At 70.1% G+C, this 18,484-nt stretch carries 19 protein-coding genes; 13 read left to right on the top strand and 6 right to left on the bottom strand.

The genetic code is table 11. From position 1 onward, the window contains the following. The 7 genes from ACYVD1_RS13180 to ACYVD1_RS13210 all read left to right on the top strand — a co-directional run. The coding region (locus tag ACYVD1_RS13180) for a UbiA family prenyltransferase (RefSeq protein ID WP_460771883.1) at nt 1–695 on the top strand (695 nt) is incomplete at its 5' end. After that, nucleotides 692–1,570 (top strand): sugar phosphate isomerase/epimerase family protein, encoded by an 879-nt coding sequence (locus ACYVD1_RS13185; protein WP_460771884.1) that lies wholly within the window; start codon nt 692–694, stop codon nt 1,568–1,570. The genes ACYVD1_RS13180 and ACYVD1_RS13185, both read left to right, overlap by 4 nt. A gap of 5 nt (nt 1,571–1,575) precedes the next feature. After that, nucleotides 1,576–2,292, top strand: coding sequence for an EboA domain-containing protein (locus tag ACYVD1_RS13190; protein WP_460771966.1), 717 nt, complete (start codon nt 1,576–1,578; stop codon nt 2,290–2,292). Then, complete coding sequence (locus ACYVD1_RS13195; RefSeq protein WP_460771885.1) at nt 2,262–3,158, top strand: TatD family hydrolase; 897 nt, start codon at nt 2,262–2,264, stop codon at nt 3,156–3,158. Before ACYVD1_RS13190 ends, ACYVD1_RS13195 begins: the two co-directional genes overlap by 31 nt. Further along, complete coding sequence (gene eboE, locus ACYVD1_RS13200) at nt 3,155–4,318, top strand: metabolite traffic protein EboE (protein WP_460771886.1); 1,164 nt, start codon at nt 3,155–3,157, stop codon at nt 4,316–4,318. Before ACYVD1_RS13195 ends, eboE begins: the two co-directional genes overlap by 4 nt. Before the next feature lie 103 nt (nt 4,319–4,421). Continuing rightward, complete coding sequence (locus tag ACYVD1_RS13205) at nt 4,422–5,816, top strand: alkaline phosphatase family protein (RefSeq protein ID WP_460771887.1); 1,395 nt, start codon at nt 4,422–4,424, stop codon at nt 5,814–5,816. Nucleotides 5,817–5,893: 77 nt separating this feature from the next. Continuing rightward, the gene (locus ACYVD1_RS13210; protein ID WP_460771888.1) at nt 5,894–6,922 is read left to right on the top strand and encodes a sugar phosphate isomerase/epimerase family protein; all 1,029 of its coding nucleotides are present in this window, start codon (nt 5,894–5,896) and stop codon (nt 6,920–6,922) included. A gap of 82 nt (nt 6,923–7,004) precedes the next feature. On the opposite strand, the gene ACYVD1_RS13215 is transcribed toward ACYVD1_RS13210, so the two are convergent. The 3 genes from ACYVD1_RS13215 to ACYVD1_RS13225 form a co-directional block, all read right to left on the bottom strand. Next, nucleotides 7,005–7,250 (bottom strand): hypothetical protein, encoded by a 246-nt coding sequence (locus tag ACYVD1_RS13215; RefSeq protein WP_460771889.1) that lies wholly within the window; start codon nt 7,248–7,250, stop codon nt 7,005–7,007. Nucleotides 7,251–7,696: 446 nt separating this feature from the next. After that, complete coding sequence (locus ACYVD1_RS13220) at nt 7,697–8,068, bottom strand: hypothetical protein (RefSeq protein WP_460751508.1); 372 nt, start codon at nt 8,066–8,068, stop codon at nt 7,697–7,699. 146 nt (nt 8,069–8,214) lie between these two features. After that, nucleotides 8,215–8,820, bottom strand: coding sequence for a hypothetical protein (locus ACYVD1_RS13225; RefSeq protein ID WP_460771890.1), 606 nt, complete (start codon nt 8,818–8,820; stop codon nt 8,215–8,217). A 406-nt stretch (nt 8,821–9,226) separates the two neighbouring features. Here ACYVD1_RS13225 and ACYVD1_RS13230 point away from each other — a divergent pair, with 406 nt between their 5' ends. Continuing rightward, nucleotides 9,227–9,805, top strand: coding sequence for a TetR/AcrR family transcriptional regulator (locus ACYVD1_RS13230; RefSeq protein ID WP_460771967.1), 579 nt, complete (start codon nt 9,227–9,229; stop codon nt 9,803–9,805). Here ACYVD1_RS13230 and ACYVD1_RS13235 read toward each other — a convergent pair. Both ACYVD1_RS13235 and ACYVD1_RS13240 read right to left on the bottom strand, forming a co-directional pair. Beyond that, nucleotides 9,769–10,431 carry a response regulator gene (locus tag ACYVD1_RS13235; RefSeq protein WP_460771891.1) on the bottom strand — a complete coding sequence of 221 codons (663 nt, stop codon included), beginning with the start codon at nt 10,429–10,431 and terminating at the stop codon, nt 9,769–9,771. The genes ACYVD1_RS13230 and ACYVD1_RS13235 overlap by 37 nt on opposite strands. After that, a complete protein-coding gene (locus ACYVD1_RS13240; RefSeq protein WP_460771892.1) occupies nt 10,428–11,573 on the bottom strand; it encodes a sensor histidine kinase in 1,146 nt (381 codons plus the stop codon). The genes ACYVD1_RS13235 and ACYVD1_RS13240 overlap by 4 nt, the downstream gene beginning before the upstream one ends. 188 nt (nt 11,574–11,761) lie before the next feature. Here ACYVD1_RS13240 and ACYVD1_RS13245 point away from each other — a divergent pair, with 188 nt between their 5' ends. The 5 genes from ACYVD1_RS13245 to rsgA all read left to right on the top strand — a co-directional run bounded on the left by ACYVD1_RS13245 (nt 11,762) and on the right by rsgA (nt 17,375). Next, a complete protein-coding gene (locus tag ACYVD1_RS13245; RefSeq protein WP_460771893.1) occupies nt 11,762–12,178 on the top strand; it encodes a DUF6220 domain-containing protein in 417 nt (138 codons plus the stop codon). Continuing rightward, entirely contained in the window at nt 12,175–14,115 is a 1,941-nt protein-coding gene (locus ACYVD1_RS13250) for a multicopper oxidase family protein (protein WP_460771894.1), read from the top strand. The genes ACYVD1_RS13245 and ACYVD1_RS13250 overlap by 4 nt, the downstream gene beginning before the upstream one ends. Before the next feature lie 152 nt (nt 14,116–14,267). Then, entirely contained in the window at nt 14,268–15,059 is a 792-nt protein-coding gene (locus ACYVD1_RS13255) for an MHYT domain-containing protein (protein WP_460771895.1), read from the top strand. Nucleotides 15,060–15,232: 173 nt separating this feature from the next. Next, on the top strand, nt 15,233–16,108 hold the full coding sequence (locus ACYVD1_RS13260; RefSeq protein ID WP_460771896.1) for an MHYT domain-containing protein: 876 nt from the start codon (nt 15,233–15,235) through the stop codon (nt 16,106–16,108). A 172-nt stretch (nt 16,109–16,280) separates the two neighbouring features. Continuing rightward, nucleotides 16,281–17,375, top strand: a complete 1,095-nt coding sequence (gene rsgA / locus ACYVD1_RS13265; protein ID WP_460771897.1) for a ribosome small subunit-dependent GTPase A — start codon at nt 16,281–16,283, stop codon at nt 17,373–17,375. On the opposite strand, the gene ACYVD1_RS13270 is transcribed toward rsgA, so the two are convergent. Next, nucleotides 17,369–18,427, bottom strand: coding sequence for a M48 family metallopeptidase (locus ACYVD1_RS13270; RefSeq protein ID WP_460771898.1), 1,059 nt, complete (start codon nt 18,425–18,427; stop codon nt 17,369–17,371). The two genes, rsgA and ACYVD1_RS13270, sit on opposite strands and share 7 nt — an antisense overlap. Nucleotides 18,428–18,484 lie beyond the last annotated feature (57 nt).

The following is an 18,484-nucleotide window of genomic DNA, read 5'->3' on the forward strand; positions in this document are numbered from 1 at the left end:
AGTTGGACGCGGTCGAGCGCCCGGAACGCCCCATCCCCTCGGGGGCGGTGGAACCGGGCCAGGCCCTGGGGATCGCGGCCGGGCTCACGGCGGCCGGGGTGGGCGCGGCCGCGCTTGCCGGCGGGCGCCGCTCAGCGCTGGTCGCCTCCGCCCTCGCCGCCTCCGTGTGGACCTACGACCTGGTCCTCAAACCCACCCCGCTGTCCCCGCTGGGCATGGCGGCCAACCGGGGCCTGGACGTGCTGCTCGGCGCGGGTGAGCGCCCGCGCGAGGCCGCACGACCCGCCCTGGCCATGGCCGTGCACACCTTGGGGGTCACCGCGCTGAGCCGGGGCGAGGTGCACGGAACCCGGCCCGGGACCGCCGCCGCGGCCCTCACCTGCACCCTGGCCGGGGCAGCGGTGGCCGCCTACCCGTCCCGCACAGCCCCCGGCACCGTGCGCGCCTCGGTGTCGGAGGTGGCGGCGGGCGGATTCGCGGGCGCCTTCGCCGCGACCGTCGGCCTGGCCCAGTGCCGGGCCCTGGCCGAACCGGTCGCCGAGAACGCCCGGTCCGCGACGGGCGTGGGAATCCGGGGGATGATCCCGCTCCAGGCGGCCCTGCTGTCCAGGTACGGGGCTCCGGGGACGGCCTGCGCGCTCGCGGTAGGCGCACCCGTGGCCGCGAAGGCGTCCAAGGCGGTGTCGGTGACATGAGGTTCGGTTACGGTACCAACGGCTTCTGGGACCACCGGATCGACGACGCCTTGGCGATCATCGCCGACCTCGGCTACGAGGGGGTCGGCCTGACCCTTGACCACCCGCACCTCGACCCGTTCTCACTGGACGTGAAAGCCCGGGTGAGCGCGCTCGGCCGCAGGCTGTCCGCGCTGGATCTGGCGGTGGTCGTGGAGACCGGAGCCAGGTACCTCCTGGACCCGCGCCGCAAACACGAACCCACACTCGTCTCGGAGCATGACCGCGACGTGCGGGTGGACCTGCTGCGCCGGTCGGTCCGGATCGCCGCGGAACTGGGCGCCGAAGCGGTGTCCTTCTGGTCCGGCATCCTTCCCGAGGGGACCGACTCCGAGCAGGGGTGGGACCGGCTCACCTCGGGTGTGGAGAAGGTACTGGTCACGGCGGATGAGCACGGTGTGGACCTCGCCTTCGAGCCGGAGCCCGGCATGTTCGCGGAGCGGTTGGCGGACGTGCTGGAGTTGCGGCGCAGACTCGGAGGCCCCGAGCGGCTCCGGGTGACCCTCGACGTGGGGCACGGGGTGTGCAACGAACCGGACGGCCCCGAGGGCGCGGTCGCACGCGCCGGGGCGCTCATCGCCAACGTACAACTCGACGACATGCGCCCCCGCGTGCACGAACACCTGGAGTTCGGTGAGGGCGACATCGACCTGCCCGGCGTGCTGGGGGCCTTGGACCGGGCCGGGTACACGGGCCTGGCCGCGGTCGAACTGCCACGGCACGGACACGCTGCGCCCCTCGTCGCCGAGCGCTCCAAGCGGGCGCTCGACGCGGCCTGGGAACTGGTCAGGGAGAGGGCGGCCCGCGAGGGGTCCCCGACTCGGGAGGGGACGTGACCCCGATGGACGAGAGCCGGCCCCCGGATGCTCGTGACACCTTGGGCGCCTTGGACGCCCTCGCCCCCGACGCCCGTGCGGTCCTCGCCGAACTGCGCACCGAGGTGTCCGAACGGCCCCAGCGGATCGCCGTGCTCTTCCCCGCCGCCGCCCGCCGGGTCGCCCGCGGACCCGGTCCCTCCGGCGACCCCACCGGAACCGAGGGACCCGCGATCGAGGACCTGGTGCGCGTGGAGCTGCTCCGTGCGCTGTCGGAGGTCCTGCCACCGGGCGACCTGGCCTTGGAAGTGCACGACCTCTACGAGTACGGCGACGCCGACGAACGGCGCGCGGTCCTGTACGGACTGGACTCGCTGGACGCCGGGGTACTGGAGGTGCCCGAGGCGGCCGACACCGTCCGCACACTGCTGGCGGACGCGATGCGGACCAACGACACCCGGCTGGTCGCGGCGGCGGCAGCCAGCGGGACCCAGGTCCTGCTCGACGACCACTCCTGGCGCCAGACCGTACTCAAGTGCCTGTTCGTCGGAGTCCCGCTGCGCCTGGTGGCGGGTTTGGCCGGCCGTGCCGACGCCGAGCTGGCCCGCATGTGCGCGGACTTCGCCCGCGAACGCGAACGGGCGGGCCGGGCCGTACCGGCCGATGCCCTCGCCGTCCTGGACCGCTTCCCCGAGCACCACAAGGAGGCCTCATGCGTATCTTCGACCCGCACATCCACATGACCTCGCGGACCACCGCGGACTACCAGGCGATGTACGAGGCCGGTGTACGCGCCCTGGTCGAACCGGCTTTCTGGCTGGGCCAGCCGCGCACCAGCACGGGTTCCTTCCGCGACTACTTCGACGGCCTCGTCGGATGGGAGCGCTTCCGATCCGCGCAGTTCGGTATCCGGCACCACTGCACGATCGCGCTCAACCCCAAGGAGGCCAACGACCCCCGGTTGTCCGGGGTACTCGACATCCTGCCCCGCTACCTGGCCAAGGACGGGGTGGTGGCGGTCGGCGAGGTCGGCTTCGATTCCCGGACGTCGGAAGAGGAGAAGGCCTTCCGCCACCAGCTGGAACTGGCGAAGGAGTTCGAACTCCCGGTGCTCGTGCACACACCGCACCGGGACAAGGTCGAGGGCACTCGGCACACCCTCCGCCTGGTCGAGGAGTCCGGGATCGCCCCGGAGCGGGTGCTCGTGGACCACCTCAACGAGACCACCGTGGCGATGGTGCGCGACTCGGGCTGTGCACTGGGCTTCTCCATCTATCCCGACACCAAGATGGACCCCGAGCGGATGGTACGGATCCTCTCCGAGTTCGGGCTCGACCGGACTGTCGTCAACTCCGCGGCGGACTGGGGCCACAGCGACCCGCTGACCACCCTCTACACCGGGCAGGCGATGCTCGCGGCGGGCTTCACCGAAGACCAGGTGGACCGCGTGCTCTGGCGCAACCCGGTGGAGTTCTTCGCCCAGAGCGGTCGGCTGCTTTTGGAGGGCGGTGACGGAGCCGCAGCTGGGGCCACCTTCTCCGGGAACTCGATCCTGCGCGGCGAACGGCCGGACAGCGGCGAGCGCCCGGACGGGGGTGGTGGCACGTGAGGTTCCTGCACCCCGACGGCACCGTCGTCCACCTGGCGTACTGCACCAACGTCCACCCCGCCGAGGACCTCGACGGCGTCCTCCGGCAGATCCGGACGTTCGGCGGGGGTGTGCGGGCAGCCCTGGGAACCGACCGCCTCGGCCTCGGCCTGTGGCTGCCCGCCCCCTTGGCCCGCGAACTCGCCGCAGACCCCGCCAAGACCGACCGGCTGCGGAAAGGGCTGGAACAGGCCGGTTTGGAGACCGTCACCCTCAACGCCTTCCCCTACTCCGGCTTCCACGCACCCGTGGTCAAGCACTCCGTGTACCGCCCGGACTGGACCGAACGGGCCCGGCTCGACTACACCGTGGACTGCGCCCGGGTCCTGGCCCGCCTCATGCCCGACGACGCAGCGCGGGGCAGCGTCTCCACCCTGCCGCTGGCGTGGCGCGAGCCCTGGGACCCGGAACGGTGGGAACGGGCCCGGCGCCACCTGGGCGAGCTGTCCGACGTGCTGTCCGGCCTGGCCGCCCAGGGCCGTCCGGTGCGGGTGGGGCTCGAACCGGAACCCGGGTGCGTCATCGAGACAACCCGGGACGCCGCCCGCCAGCTGGCCGCACGCCCCCCGCACATCGGCGTGTGCGTGGACACCTGCCACACCGCGACGGAGTTCGAGGATCCGAAGGCGTCCTTGGACCTGCTCTCCGACACGGGGCTCCCGGTGGTCAAGGTCCAGGCCTCGGCCGCCGTCGAAGTGACCGAACCCGCGGACTCCGACGCCCGTGCGGCGCTGGGCGCCTTCGCGGAGGACCGCTTCCTGCACCAGACGCGCGAACTCGTCGGCAGGCGCAAGGAGAGCCGCGACGACCTGCCAGAAGCGCTGTCCGGGATGAACCCTTTGGCGGGAGACGGCCCTTGGCGCACCCACTTCCACGTGCCCCTGCACACCCCCGTCGGCGCCCCGCTGCGCGGCACCACCAACCACCTCACCGAGAGCCTTGCCCAGCTGCTCGGCCCCGATGGCGCGCGCACCGACCACGTCGAGGTGGAGACCTACACCTGGTCGGTGCTGCCGGAGGACCGCAGGCCGGTGGGTGAGGAGGGTCTGATCGCCGGCATCGCCGCCGAAGTCGGCTGGGCCCGCGACCGGTTGCTCGGCCTCGGGCTGACGCCGATGTGACCGCTGACGCCCAACGTGCTGTAGACGACCGTACCGACTACGACCCTGCCGCTTACGACCGTGCTGTTCACGACCGTGTTATTCACGAAAGGGACCGCTTCCCATGGCCAAGGACCGACGCCTCCTCGTCGTCAACGCGGTCGGGCTGACCCCGCGCCTCCTCGAACACGCCCCCCGCCTGCGCGCACTCGCCGAGCGCGGCTGCCAGGCACCCCTGGACACCGTCCTGCCCGCAGTCACCTGCACCGTCCAGTCCACCTTCCTCACCGGTACCGCGCCGTCCGAGCACGGCGCCGTCGCCAACGGCTGGTTCTTCCGGGACATGGGCGAGGTCCACCTGTGGCGCCAGCACAACCGCCTGGTTCAAGGGGAGAAGGTGTGGGAGACCGCGCGCCGGCACCGGCCCGGCTTCCGCACCGCCAACATCTGCTGGTGGTACGCCATGGGCGCCACCACCGACTGGACCGTCACGCCACGGCCCGTCTACCACGCGGACGGCCGCAAATCCCCGGACTGCTACGCCCGCCCGGTCGAGCTGCACGGCGAACTCACCTCGGAGCTCGGCCCGTTCCCCCTGTTCAACTACTGGGGGCCGACCGCCTCCATCCGCTCCACCGAATGGATCGTCGCCGCCACCCGCAAGCTCCTGCCCCGGGCCGACCTCACGCTCTGCTACATCCCGCACCTGGACTACGACCTGCAGCGTTTCGGCCCCGGGTCCGAACAGGCCCGGCAGGCGGTCCGCGACATGGACACCGCGCTCACTCCGCTCCTGGACGACGCCGAGGCCGCGGGGACCCCGGTCATGGTGCTCAGCGAGTACGGCATCACCCCCGCCGAGAAACCGGTACACGTCAACCGAGCGCTGCGGAGCGCGGGCCTCCTGGAGGTCTACACCCAGGAGGGGATGGAGTACCTGGACCCGTGGACCTCCCGGGCCTTCGCCGTCGCCGACCACCAGAGCGCGCACGTCTACGTCCGGGACCCCTCCGACACACCCAAAGTCGCCGAACTCCTCTCCGGGCTGGACGGGGTCGACCTCGTCCTCGACCGGGAAGCCCAGGCCGGGTACGGGCTCGACCACGAACGCTCCGGGGAGCTCGTCCTGTTCGCCGATCCCGGCGCCTGGTTCACGTACTACTACTGGCTGCGCGACGAATCCGCCCCCGACTTCGCGCGCGGCGTCGACATCCACCGAAAGCCCGGATTCGACCCGGCCGAACTCTTCCTGAACCCGGCGGACCCGTTGGTCAAGGCGCGGGCCGTGGCCAACCTGGTCCGGAAGAAGGTCGGGCTGCGCTACACGATGAACGTCGTTCCCCTGGACCCGGGCTGTGTCCGGGGCACGCACGGGCGCCCGCACGACGACCCCGAGGACGGGCCCCTCCTGCTGTGCACCGAACCCATCGCCCGGGGCCGTGTCGCGGCCACCGAGGTCCGCGACCTCATGCTCGGCCTCGTCGGTGTGCCGGCACCGGCGGGGCCGACTCCGCACTGACGCCCTGCGCGCCAACAAACCCGATCACCATCACGGTCCCGCTCCCCAGCCACCCCGAACACCATGGAGGTAGCCCGATGACCAGACCGGTCACCCTCTTCACCGGCCAGTGGGCCGATCTGCCCTTCGAAGAAGTGTGCTCCCTCGCCTCGTCATGGGGCTACGACGGACTGGAGATCGCCTGCTGGGGCGACCACCTCGACGTCACCCGCGCCGCCGTGGACGACGACTACGTCCGGGGCCGTTTGGACATCCTCAAGCGCCACGGACTCAGTGTCTGGGCGATCTCGAACCACCTCCTCGGACAGGCGGTGTGCGACGACCCCATCGACCACCGGCACCGGGACATCCTGCCGTCCCGCATCTGGGAAGCCGGGGACGGGAAGGCCGATGGGAGCAGTGACCCGGAAGGCGTCCGCCAGCGCGCCGCCGAGGAGATGAAGACGACCGCCAAGGCCGCCGCCAAACTGGGAGTGTCCACGGTCGTGGGCTTCACGGGTTCGGCGAACTGGAAGTACGTGGCGATGTTCCCGCCCGTGGGCGACGACGTCATCCAGGCGGGCTACCAGGACTTCGCCGACCGGTGGAACCCGATCCTGGACGTGTTCGACGAGGTGGGGGTGCGGTTCGCGCACGAGGTGCACCCGTCGGAGATCGCCTACGACTACTGGTCGACCCAGGCGGCGCTCGAGGCAGTGGGGCACCGAGAGGCCTTCGGCCTGAACTGGGACCCCAGCCACATGGTGTGGCAGGACATCGACCCGGTCGGTTTCCTGTGGGACTTCCGGGACCGCATCTACCACGTGGACTGCAAGGACGCCCGAAAGCAGGTGGGAAACGGACGCAACGGACGGCTCGGCTCCCATCTGCCGTGGGGCGACCCACGACGGGGCTGGGACTTCGTGTCGACCGGACGCGGGGACGTGCCGTGGGAGGCCAGTTTCCGCGTACTCAACTCGATCGGCTACGAGGGACCGGTCTCCGTCGAGTGGGAGGACGCGGGCATGGACCGGCGCGTCGGCGCGGCCGAAGCAGTGCAGTTCGTGCGCGCCAACCTCTTCGATCCGCCCTCGGAGTCCTTCGACTCGGCCTTCGGTTCCGATTAGGGGAGAACAGGGAGGGCAGGCGATATGGGCTGGGCCGGAGCCTGGGCGGTGGAGACAAGGGCCGTTCCGGAGCCCGGGCGGGTCACATCATCGGGGCGATAACCACGCGGTAGCGGCCGCCGTCGTCGGTGTCCACGTCGTGGCGGAAGTCGTTCACCCGGTTCACCGAGCGCTGGACCGCGTCGCTGCCGAAGGCGCTCGTGTCCACGGTGGGCAGATGCTCCCGGAGGGCGAGGACCGCCTCGTCCACGGACATGGCGGTACCCCGGTGTTCCGGAGTGATGCGCCGGCCTTCGTCGGTGAGCCGACTGATCGCGATCCGGAACATTCCGGGCTCCCTGCGCGGTTGGGGGGGGTGGGCACCGGCATTCTCCCCCATCGGACTCGGGTGTGGGAAGACCGCGCCCGAGGCGGATACTAGGGCATGTTCAGCGGACACATGCCCTGCTGCGCGTCGCCCCAGCGGCACTGTCACTGCGCATCTCTCAGTCGACAGCCGAACCCGGGCGGGCCCCGCTGTGCGATGCTGCCGAGCTTGCGAGGCAGTGCACAGCAGGGGAACTCCTTCTTCGGCCTTGTGCCAGCACCACTGGACACGCCCGCCCGTCACCCGCCACCAACCCTCAACGGACGCCTACGGCGCAGCACCCCCGCCCGTCGCCCGCCACCAACCCTCAACGGACGCCTACGGCGCAGCACCTTCTCGACGGGCAGCATCCACCGAACACGCCCTACCCCCCAACCTCTCTCAGGTTTCGAGGGTCTCCTCGCTACTCATACTTCGAGGGTCTCCTCGATGCCCTTCAGCCGGTGCCGGGCCAAGGCCAGGTTGCCCCGCCCCTTGTCCAGGGCCAAGTAGAGGAAGAGCCCCTGCCCCTTGCGGCTGGTGAGCGGGCGGATCACGTGATACTGGCCGGAGAGCGTGATGAGGATGTCCTCGATCGCGTCGTTCAGGCCCAGCTGGTCCATGGTCCGCATCTTCGCCCGGACCACCTCGGTATTGCCCGCCGCGGCGACGGTGAGGTCGAGGCTGTTGGTCGAGGAGAGCGTGCCCAGCGCCATCCCGCTGCTGTAGTCGACCACGGCGGCGCCGATAGCCCCGTCCGTCTCCATCATGTCCTTGAGCCCGGCTTCGATGTTCGGCATGTCTTTCTCTCTCCTTTGGTTGAGTCGCCGCAGCGCTCTGCGGGCTCTCCGGTCGGCGAACCAGCGGCGGAGCCCCGCAGCCCAGTGGTGGGATTTCGGTAGCCGGGGGTGGTCGGAGTTCTCGGGGCGCTGGGGAGGACCAGCGGTCACACGACCACCGGTCCGGTTCTGACCCGCCCCACGCCCAGGGAGCGGAGCGCCGTCAGAACCCGTTCCAACACCGGACGGTCCACCGTCACCCGGGGGCGGGATCGGGGATGCGTCCGAGATCCGCTGTTCCGGCGAGGCGGCGCCTCGTCCTGGCTGTCCCGGCTCGGCGGATCTCCGCCCGAGGCGGGGTGCCCATCGACCCGGCGAGGCGGAAATTCGACGTCGTCGGCGAGGTCGCGGAGTTTCCGCAAAGCGAACCCGAGACTGCCCATATCCCGCCTCAGCCGCACCTGGACACAGAATTCGGAGCCCCGTAGAACGGCGAAGAGAAGGTGGTCGTGCTCCTCAGTGACAACCACGTCCTCGATCGCCTGCGCAGTTGTTCGCGAGGTGGTCGGCAGGGTGGCTTCCGCGGCTTCTTGCGCGGCGCAGAGCGGCCCACCGTTGATGGCCTGGAGAATCGCCGCCGTAGCCGGGGCCTCGTCGGTCTCGTCGATTCCTACGCAGCTGAGAGCCCGACCGCTGCACCAGTCCACGAGGCAGACACTGCGTATCCCGGGCGCCTGGAGCATCTCCCGCATCCGCTGTTCGATGGCGAGCACGGCACTCCTTCCGAGGGCGAATCATCAGGGACAGCACGAGAATAGAACCCTGAAGTCCGCCTCGCAGGCTTTTCCAGCATTTATCGCATATTGCCTGGCTAGGGCGGCGCTGGGACGGAGAAACCAGGGGAATATTTTCTACATGATGTGAACTTTTCTGCGCTCCGGAGATGAAAGTGGGCCAATGGGATGAGTGGAATCGGTATGCGGTTCTGGGTCCTTTGGTCCAGTTCGGGACCCTGGCCAAGGCCGTTCCCGTGGGTTGGAGCGCACAGCCCTCGCCGACCGGGTGGCCGGTGGTCCCTGTTCCGGTCCTCAGCACAAGGTAGATTTGGCAACCGTGTCCCGAACTTTCCCAGCCCAGGGCAGGCGACGTTCCGGTCGGCCCGGGCACGACGCCGAGTCCGTGTTGCGTGTTGCCGCTCGTGTTTTCAACGAGCGCGGGTACGACGGCACGAGCATGGAGGACCTGGCACGTGCCCTTGGCGTGACCAAGTCCGCGATCTACCACCACGTCACCGGCAAGTCGGAGCTGCTGCGGCAGTCCCTTGATCTGGCCATGGACGCCCTGTTCGAGGTCACCCGCGAGGAGGGTGCGACCGCGGGGCCCGCCATCGACCGGCTCGAACACGTGATGCGCGGCAGCGTCCGGGTGCTGGTGGAGGAATTGCCCCACGTCACGCTGCTGCTCAGGGTGCGCGGCAATACCGAGGTGGAGAAGCGCGCGCTGGAGCGGCGGCGCCAGTTCGACCACCTGATCGCGGACCTGGTGCGCGAGGGCGTTGTCGACGGGGACATCCGCAGCGATGTCGACCCCGCGGTTGCTTCGCGGCTGCTCTTCGGCATGGTCAACTCGATTGTGGAGTGGTACAAGCCGGACCGCGGCCTGGCGTGCGAGGAGATCGCCGATGCTTTGAGCCGGATCGCCTTCGAAGGGCTCCGTACCGCTCAGTCCCCCCGTACCGACACAAGGCCTGACTCGTAGGCCAGCACCACGAGCTGGGCCCGGTCCCGGGCGCCGGTCTTGACCATTGTGCGGCTCACGTGGGTCTTGGCGGTGGACGGGCTGATCACCATGTGCACGGCGATCTCGTCGTTGGTCATCCCCTTCGCCACCAAAGACAGGACCTCGCGCTCCCTGTGGGTGAGCTCAGCCAGCACGTCCGGGCTCGGCAGCCGTACAGGGCGAGCGACGAACTCCTGGATGAGTCTCCGGGTGATCGCGGGGGCGAGCAGGGCGTCGCCGCGAGCGGCGGTGCGCACGCCGTGCAGCAGGTCAGCCGGGTCGATGTCCTTGACCAGGAAACCAGCGGCCCCGGCGCGCAGGGAATCGTAGACGTGCTCGTCGAACCCGTAGTTGGTCAGCATCACCACGCGTGTGCCGTCCAAGCGGGGGTCGGCGGCGATCCTGCGGGTGGCCTCGATCCCGTCGGTGCCCGGCATCTGGATGTCGAGCAGGGCCACATCCGGTAGTTGCCGGGTCGCCGCGTCCACGGCTTCCTCCCCGCCCGCCGCCTCCGCGACGACCTCGAGGTCGTCCTCGGCGTCCAGCAGCGCACGGAACCCGGCTCTGATCAGCGGTTGGTCGTCTACCAGCAGTACTCGGATCACACCGTTCCCCCGTCCAGCGGCAGCTCCGCCCGCACCTCGAACCCGCCGCTCTCCTGGGGTCCGGCGGTGAACCATCCGCCCAAGGCAGTGACCCGTTCGCGCATCCCCAGTGTCCCGGTACCGGGTTCGGGCAGCTTGCCCGGGTGGGCTTGGCCGTCGTCGGTGATGGTCACCGCGACCGTGTCCGTTCCGTACCGCACCCGGACCCTCGCCTGGGCACCCGACCCGGCGTGCCGGGCGACGTTGGTCAGCGCCTCCTGGACGATCCGGTAGGCGGCCCGGTCGACGACCTCGGGCAGTTCCAACCGTCGGCCCACGAATTCCACGTCGACTTCCGGACCCGCCGCACCCGCGGAGCCGGCCAGTTCGTCCAGACGCGCCAAAGTCACGTGGGCACCGCCGTCCCCGGGGTCCTGGTCTCGGAGTACCTCCAGGGTGGCCCGCAGTTCCCGGGTGGCCGCCCCACTGGCCTCCTCGATGATCGTGAGCGCCTCGGGCACCTCCTCTCCGCGTTTGCGGGCCAGGTGCACCGCGACGCCTGCCTGCACTCTGATCACGGAGATCGCGTGGGTGAGGGAGTCGTGGAGTTCCCGGGCGATCCGCAGCCGCTCCTCTCCCGCGCGACGCCGAGCCGTCTCCTCCCGGGTGCGCTCGGCCTCGGCAGCCCGCGCCTCGACCTCCAGGGTGCGGGCCCGCCACTCTCGGAACACCGCGCCCATGACACCCGCGGCGACGAACCATCCGATCTGCAGGAAAGCCGTCTCCGCCGCTTCCGGGGAGCCCTCACCCTCGATCAGGACCCCCACCGTGACCAGGCCCAGAACCGGCCCCATCACCGCCACGGCGAACCTCCAGTACCCGGTCCGGACCGTGGTGAACAGGGCGATGAGCGCAGGCAGGGTCATCGCCGGCCCGAGGTTGTCGAGTCCGAGGTAGACGAAGAGCAGGACCAGCGAAGCGACCAGCACGGCCCTGGGTGTGCGGTTCCGCAGGGCCAGGACGAGGACCCCCGACGCCGGGACGAGGTCGACGGGGGTGATCCCGCCTTGGTTGAGCAGGGTGTTGACGAGTACCAGGACGAGGACTCCGCCCGCGACCAAGATGTCGAACGCGGCACCTCGGTCCGGGATACCGACTGTCATTCCGCCACCTTAGGTCCGCCCCGCTGAACCCGCATCCCGCGTGAGGCGGGCTTTCGGCTACTCCCCTCGCGGTACTCCCAGGTGCGGGTCACCCGGAGGGCCGACGACGAAGTGTCACCCCCGGCATGACGCGCCGGAGGGCCCGCCGGAAGCAGGATCGCGGTCAGAATCCTCGAACAAGGAGCACCATGCGCAAGATCCTCGCAGCCTTCGCCGCCGTACTGGCGGGCTGGCATGTCGTCCAGCTCTTTCTCGCTGGTTCGGGTGCGGTCGCCCCAGGGCCGGTCTCAGAGTCCTTCGCCGACCACCAGGTGTCCGGGCACATGATGATCGCCCTCGCCATCGTGGTCGTCGCGGTTTCCGCACTGGCCCGTGTACCGGGCCGGGTGACCGGGCTCGCCGCCTTGATCCTCCTGCTGCTCCTGACCCAGCTGCTGCTCAGCACCGTCAGTGACGCGGTCGGCGGCGGTACGGAGAGTCCGCTGGTGTTCGGCGTCCACGCGATCGTCGGGGTCGTGTCGGCCGGTCTTTCCACGCTGTTCCTCGTGCTCTCGGTGCGCCACGCCCGGACACCGGTCGAAGCCCAGGAGACGATCTCCCCATGAGCACCCTCGCCGTGCTCACCGCCGGCCTGGCCACCGGTGTCCTGGCCGCGGCCGGTTGGCTGGCTACGGGCCTGACGGGGCGCTGGCTGAAGGCGGGGATCTCCCTGGCGCTGACGGCGACGGTCGGCCACGTTGTCGCGGTGGCGGTGCTCAGTACCCGCGGCTGGTGGTTCGTCCAGGGCTGGCACCTGGTCGTCCTGCCCCTGCTGGGTGTGGCCGTCGCCGCCGCGACCGTGCTGGCCGGTCCCGCACTGGTCCGGGCGGCTCGGGACCCCGAGGCGGATCTTCCCCCGGCGGCGTCCGCGTGGCTCTGCGCGGTCGGGTACGCGGTCGCGGCCGGACCGGTTCTGTACCTGGTCGGCGGGTATCCGCTGACTTGGGGCCCGGCGCTGATCACCGTGGCTCTGGCAGCGGGCGCGGCCACGGTGACAGCGGTGGGCCTGATCCGCGCCGAGCGGTCCGGGCCGAGCGGTCCGGGCAAGGACGGCGGCCGAGATCCGGCACGGCGGTGGTTCCTCGGCGCGGCTGGCCTCTCCGTGGCGGCGGGGGCGAGCGGGGTCGGGCTGTCGTTCGTCTCCCGGGACCGACCGGACCTCGGCGGCGGACCGGCCGGGGAACACCTCCCACCGGACGGTCTGGACGTCACCACCCTGCGCGGGCCTGAGCGGCCCCGGTCCGGTGGAACGGTCCGCCGACACGTGCTGACCGCGCATGTCCGGACCGCGACCCTGCCCTCGGGCCACCGGTTCGAGACCTGGTCCTTCGGGGACGAGCTGGGCGGCCCCCTCATCACCGCGGAGGAGGGCGACCTTGTCGAGACGACCCTGCGCAACGAGGACGTGGAAGAGGGTGTCACTCTGCACTGGCACGGCTACGACGTCGCCTGCGGGGAGGACGGCGCACCGGGCGTGACTCAGGAGGCCGTGGTGCCCGGCGGAGAGTTCACCCAGCGGTTCCTCGCCGACCAGGTGGGCACGTACTGGTACCACACGCACCAGACCTCGCACGTGGGCGTGCGCCGTGGACTGTACGGCTGCTTGGTCGTGTACCCGCCCGACGGCGACCGCGCCGATCTGGACCTGGTCCTGCCGGTGCACACCTTCGACGGGGTACTGGTGGTCGGCGAGAGCGACGAGCCGGTCGAGCACCCGGTCCAACCAGGACAGAGTGTCCGTCTGAGGCTGGCCAACACCGACGACTCCCCCCACTGGCTGTCACCGGTCGGAGCGCCGTTCACCCTCGTGTCCGTGGACGGGCGAGACCTCCACGAACCCGCACCCGTCACCGACCACTCGCTGCGCATCCCCGCCGGATCCCGGTACGACCTCCTCTTGGAGGCCCCGGGCACCCCCGTGGCCCTGCTGGTGGACCACTCCGAGGTCGGCCCCCGGCTGGCCCCCGAGGGAGCGACGGGCGATCCCGAAGGCATGGACCGCACCGCGGACTGGCCCGAACTCGACCCCCTCTCCCAGGGCGCCCCCGACCCGGACCGCCCACTACCGGACGGCCCCTTCGACCGTTCCTTCGACCTGGTCCTGGACCGCAACGCCGCCCTCCTCGACGGCGTGCCCTCCTACGCCCAGACCGTCAACGGCCTCGCCCACCCACGGGTCCCGGAGCAGCTGGTGGAAGAGGGCGACCTCGTGCAGTTCACCGTGGCCAATCGGAGCTTCGAGACCCACCCCTGGCACCTGCACGGGCACACGGTCCGCGTCCTCTCCCGGGACGGCCGCCCGCCCTCGGGCGGGCCGCTCCTCCTCGACACCTTCGACGTCCGGCCGGGCGAAGTATGGCGGGTCGCCTTCCTCGCCGACAACCCCGGCCTGTGGATGAACCACTGCCACAACCTGCCGCACGCGGACGAGGGAATGATGACCCGGTTGGACTACGGCGGAATCACGACGCCGTTCGGCGACGGCCACGGGGGCGGGCACTGAACGCCCGACAAAGCCGGGACGGCTGTGCCCAACCTCACCGCGCAGCTGGAGCGGATTCGCTTACCGGACGTCACGTTCCTTCAGTTCGGGGTCTCCTGAACAGAAAAATGATCCTATGGTCGGATTGCCGCACTATTCCTTCAGGAGACCCGATGATCGACCACTTCGCCCATGGTTGGTGGACACCCGCCCTTGCCTACGCCCTGTCTGTCGTGGGCTCGTTCATCGGCCTGCGGTTCGCCCGCTTGGCCAGGGACTCGCCCGCCCGCTGGCGGTGGCTGGCCATGAGCTCGGTCTGTCTCGGCGGCACGGCGATCTGGTCAATGCACTTCGTGGCCATGCTCGGATTCCAGGTCGAGGGCTCACCGATTCGCTACGACACCGGCCTCACTGTGGCCAGCGGGATCGTCGCGATCGCCGTGATGGGCGTCGCTCTCACACTTGCTACCGTTCGCGGGACGACGCCGTGGCTGCTGGCGAGCGGGGCGATCGCCGGCGCCGGGGTGGTGGGCATGCACTACATGGGCATGGCCTCGATGAACGTCCACGGCCACCTGCACCATGACCCCGTGTACGTGGGGATCGCTTCCGTGATCGCGGTGACCGCCGCTACGGCAGCTCTCTGGTTCGCGCTCAACCTGCGACGGACCTCCGCTTCCCTGCTCGCCGCCCTCCTGATGGGTGTCGCGGTATCGGCCATGCACTACACGGGGATGTTCGGCATGAGCTTCACCGCCGCCGACGGGGATCTGACGGCCCCTCTTCCCGGCGCCGACTCCTCGGAACTGGTCCTTCCCCTGGTCACCGGGATGTTCGTCTTCCTCATGGTGTGCAGCCTCTTCCTGCTGCTGAACGTGGGCGACGAGAAGCGGCCCGCGGCTGAGCCGCAGCCCGAGGCGCCCGAAGCACCCGAGCCGGGCAACTTCACCCCGCGCCGACGTTAGGGCGTGTTCGGCGGAAACGCCCTAACCCGAATCCTGCGACCACAAACCCAAAGAGGACACTTGGCCACATCAGGCCAAGGGAGCCCTCTGGTGATTGATAAAGGGCGCCCCTACGATTCATAAACGGAAGCCACATATGTGACTTGCGTCATGGAAAGTAGAGACTTGGGACAGTGGCCGACCTCTTCTCACAGGACTGGATAACCCCCGCGATCGCCTACGTGGTGTCGGTGATCGGATCCTTCCTCGGACTCACCTTCGCCGCCCGGGCCCGTCAGGCTACGGGGTTCTTCCGATGGCAGTGGCTGAGTCTGGCAGCGCTCTCCCTCGGCGGCATGGCCGTGTGGTCGATGCACTTCATCGCCATGCTCGGGTACAGCGTCAGCGGCATCGCGATCCGGTACGACACTCTTCTTACCGTGGTCAGCGGTATCGTGCCGATCCTGGTCATGGGCGTCGCCCTCCATTTCGCTGTGCGGACCTCCACGCTCGGTTGGCTCCTGTTCAGCGGCTTCCTCCTCGGGGTGGGCGTGATCGCCATGCACTACATGGGCATGGCCTCCATGAACCTGCACGGCGACATGCACCACGCACCCGGGTACGTCGTCCTTGCCTGTGTGATCGCCGTGGTCGCCGCCACCGTGGCGCTGTGGTTCGCCCGGTACCTGCGCGGCATGGGCAGCATCGCGCTGGCCTCCCTGGTCATGGCGATCGCGGTCACCTCCATGCACTACACGGGCATGGCCGGGGTCCACGTCACCCCGCCCGACTCCGTCCGGCACGGACCGCCCGAGGGAACACCTGCGCCCGACCTGCTGCTGCCGCTGATCATGAGCCTGTTCGTCTTCCTGCTGATCTGCAGCCTCTTCCTGCTGCTGGGCGGCGAGGACTACGAGTACCGGGACTACTCCCGTCCGTCCCACCGGTCAGAGGAACACACGACCCAGAGCACGGACGCCTTCTACGTGCCCAAGCACGGCGTCCCGGAGAGCACTCCTCCGGCGGCCCGGCGGCCCGGCGGCGACATCTGGACGCGGCCCCCGCGTTGAGGACCCCGGAAAACCACTGGCACCGCACTGAAGGGCTGTCCTAGGCTCGGTCCGTATCGATCGCTGACGAGAGAGGGGTGCGCCATGCCTGCCGCCGTTTCCGACCTTCCTGTCGTCAGCGAGCCCTGAGCGGCCCCACAGGCCCGGCTCGCGCCCTCGTAGAGAGATCACCGTGAGTCACCACAGCAAGCCCCTCGACGGACTGGGCTGGAACGCCCGCGTCGAGGCAGCGTTCGACACCGTCGCCAACGACAACGACCACCTCCTGCTGCTGCCCGCGCGGGTCAGCGACGCCCGCCGCGGCTCCGTCGGTATCCGCATACCGCGGGAGGAGACCGCCGCACTCGCCCCAGCGGTCCGCAGGGCCGCGGAGAGCGACCCCGCCGCCGCACCGACGAGCGGCGACTGGGTCGCCGTCCGCCGTTCCGGGGACGCCTGGCTCGTCGAAGCCGTCCTGGAACGGGCCGGAACCCTCGTCCGCCAAGGCGTGGCCAAGGACTCGCACGACCAGATCCTGGCCGCCAACATCGACGCGGTCCTCGTCTGCGAGGCCGCCGACCAAGGGCCCAACGTGGGCCGTTTGGAGCGTTTCCTCAGCCTCGCCTGGGCCAGCGGCGCCGTCCCGGTCGTCGCCGTCACCAAGGCCGAACTCGCCGGAGACCGCCTGCCCGAGGTGACCGAACTGGTCGAGTCCGTCACTACGGGGACCGAGGTACACACCGTCAGCGCGCACACCGGCCTCGGGCTCGAAGGCCTGGCCGAACGGCTGCGCCCCGGCGCCACCTGGGTCCTGCTCGGAACCTCCGGCGCGGGCAAGTCCAGCCTGCTCAACGCCCTCGCCGGAGACACGGTGATGGACACCGGGGAAATCCGCGACGACCGGCGCGGCCGCCACACCACCACCCACCGCCAGCTGATCGCCATGCCCGGGGGCGCGCTCTTCCTGGACATCCCCGGTGTGCGCCGCATCGACGTGCCAGGGGACGAGAACGGTGTCGACCGCACCTTCGCCGACATCAAGGAGCTCGCCGAACAGTGCCGCTTCCGGGACTGCGCGCACGGCAACGAGCCCGGGTGCGCGGTCAACGCCGCCGTGGACGAGGGCGAGCTGGACACGAAACGCCTCGAACGCTGGTACAAGCTGCGCCGCGAGGCCGAGTGGAACCGGAGCCGAGGCGACGCCCGCATGCGTGCGGAACGCCGCAAGGAGTGGAAGCGCAAGGACCGGCAGGGCCGTGAGGCCGCACGCCTCAAGCGCGGCTACTGACGGGACAGCAGCCGGGCCTGCTCGCGGAGGCGCTTCATCCGGCGGGAGAGTGCGGGGTGGGTGGAGAACCACCCGCCGCCGTCCTTGCCGTCCACCGGGAAGATCGCCAACGCCGAAACGTTGGCCGCGCGCAGGTCCCGTGCGGGCCTGCGTTCACGGTGGACCCGCAGCAGGTCCAGGGCCGAAGCCAGCGTGGACGGCGCCCCGGTCAGCTCAGCGGCGGCCCGGTCCGCCGCCAGCTCCCGCTGCCGGTTCAGCACGAAGGCCGCGGGCAGCCCGGGCAGCGCGATCAGCGCCCCGAGGACAAGGAACGCGAGCTTGAACAGCGCCCCGTACAGGAAGGCCACCAGGCGGAGAAGCTGGACGGCCCACAGCACGGGACGAGCCAGCCGTCGCAGCACCGGGTTGCTGATCTCCCCGATCGGTTGGTCCTGTTCCGCCGAGGCCTCATCGATGCCCAGCGGCTCCCAGTCCATACCGCAGCGGCGGCCGAACGCGACCACCTTTCCGTCCACCCACTGCAAGAACGGCAAAACCAGCAACGGCAGGTGCAGCGGCCACCGGGTCATCGCGGTGGCGAACTGCAGCAGCCGCTGGTCCCGGTGGGCGATGTGCGCCATCTCGTGCGCCAATACGGCCTGCAGCTCGGGCAGCTCCAGCTCGGTGATCAGCCGAGGGCTCACGTAGATCACGGAACCGCCGTTCCCGTCGTCCAGGGTGAGCGCGTTGGCGTGCCTGAGGTTGATGAGCCGCAGCTCCGGCCTGGACCTCCCGCTGAGTGCGCACAACCGGTCGAGTGCCTCGTGCGCACGCGGATCCAGTTCCCGGGTCAACAGGCGGTACTCGCGCCCGCCCAGCGGGTCTCCCCTGGTCATGAGGAACACGGCCTCACCGAACACCAGCATGGCCCCTGTGGGGAGCAGGCCCCACCACCAGGCCAGTCCGAACTCGAGGGCGAACCAGCAGCCTACGAGCGCGTAAAGGACGAGCACGGCGAGGATCACCGCCCAGGCCCGGATCATGGCCGCGTGTACGGACAGGCGGAAACGCATGGCCAGCATCCTAGGTCTAGACCATGGACGCGCGCGTGGCCGTATCCGGCCAGCTCC

The sequence above is a fragment of the Nocardiopsis nanhaiensis genome (assembly GCF_054778635.1).

Bases quoted from the DNA above. Each gene is read 5' to 3' on its own strand.
- ACYVD1_RS13185 (WP_460771884.1), top strand. From the start codon at position 692: ATGAGGTTCGGTTACGGTACCAACGGCTTCTGGGACCACCGGATCGAC.
- ACYVD1_RS13190 (WP_460771966.1), top strand. From the start codon at position 1,576: ATGGACGAGAGCCGGCCCCCGGATGCTCGTGACACCTTGGGCGCCTTG.
- ACYVD1_RS13195 (WP_460771885.1), top strand. From the start codon at position 2,262: ATGCGTATCTTCGACCCGCACATCCACATGACCTCGCGGACCACCGCG.
- ACYVD1_RS13205 (WP_460771887.1), top strand. From the start codon at position 4,422: ATGGCCAAGGACCGACGCCTCCTCGTCGTCAACGCGGTCGGGCTGACC.
- ACYVD1_RS13210 (WP_460771888.1), top strand. From the start codon at position 5,894: ATGACCAGACCGGTCACCCTCTTCACCGGCCAGTGGGCCGATCTGCCC.
- ACYVD1_RS13215 (WP_460771889.1), bottom strand. From the start codon at position 7,250: ATGTTCCGGATCGCGATCAGTCGGCTCACCGACGAAGGCCGGCGCATC.
- ACYVD1_RS13220 (WP_460751508.1), bottom strand. From the start codon at position 8,068: ATGCCGAACATCGAAGCCGGGCTCAAGGACATGATGGAGACGGACGGG.
- ACYVD1_RS13240 (WP_460771892.1), bottom strand. From the start codon at position 11,573: ATGACAGTCGGTATCCCGGACCGAGGTGCCGCGTTCGACATCTTGGTC.
- ACYVD1_RS13245 (WP_460771893.1), top strand. From the start codon at position 11,762: ATGCGCAAGATCCTCGCAGCCTTCGCCGCCGTACTGGCGGGCTGGCAT.
- ACYVD1_RS13250 (WP_460771894.1), top strand. From the start codon at position 12,175: ATGAGCACCCTCGCCGTGCTCACCGCCGGCCTGGCCACCGGTGTCCTG.
- ACYVD1_RS13255 (WP_460771895.1), top strand. From the start codon at position 14,268: ATGATCGACCACTTCGCCCATGGTTGGTGGACACCCGCCCTTGCCTAC.
- ACYVD1_RS13270 (WP_460771898.1), bottom strand. From the start codon at position 18,427: ATGCGTTTCCGCCTGTCCGTACACGCGGCCATGATCCGGGCCTGGGCG.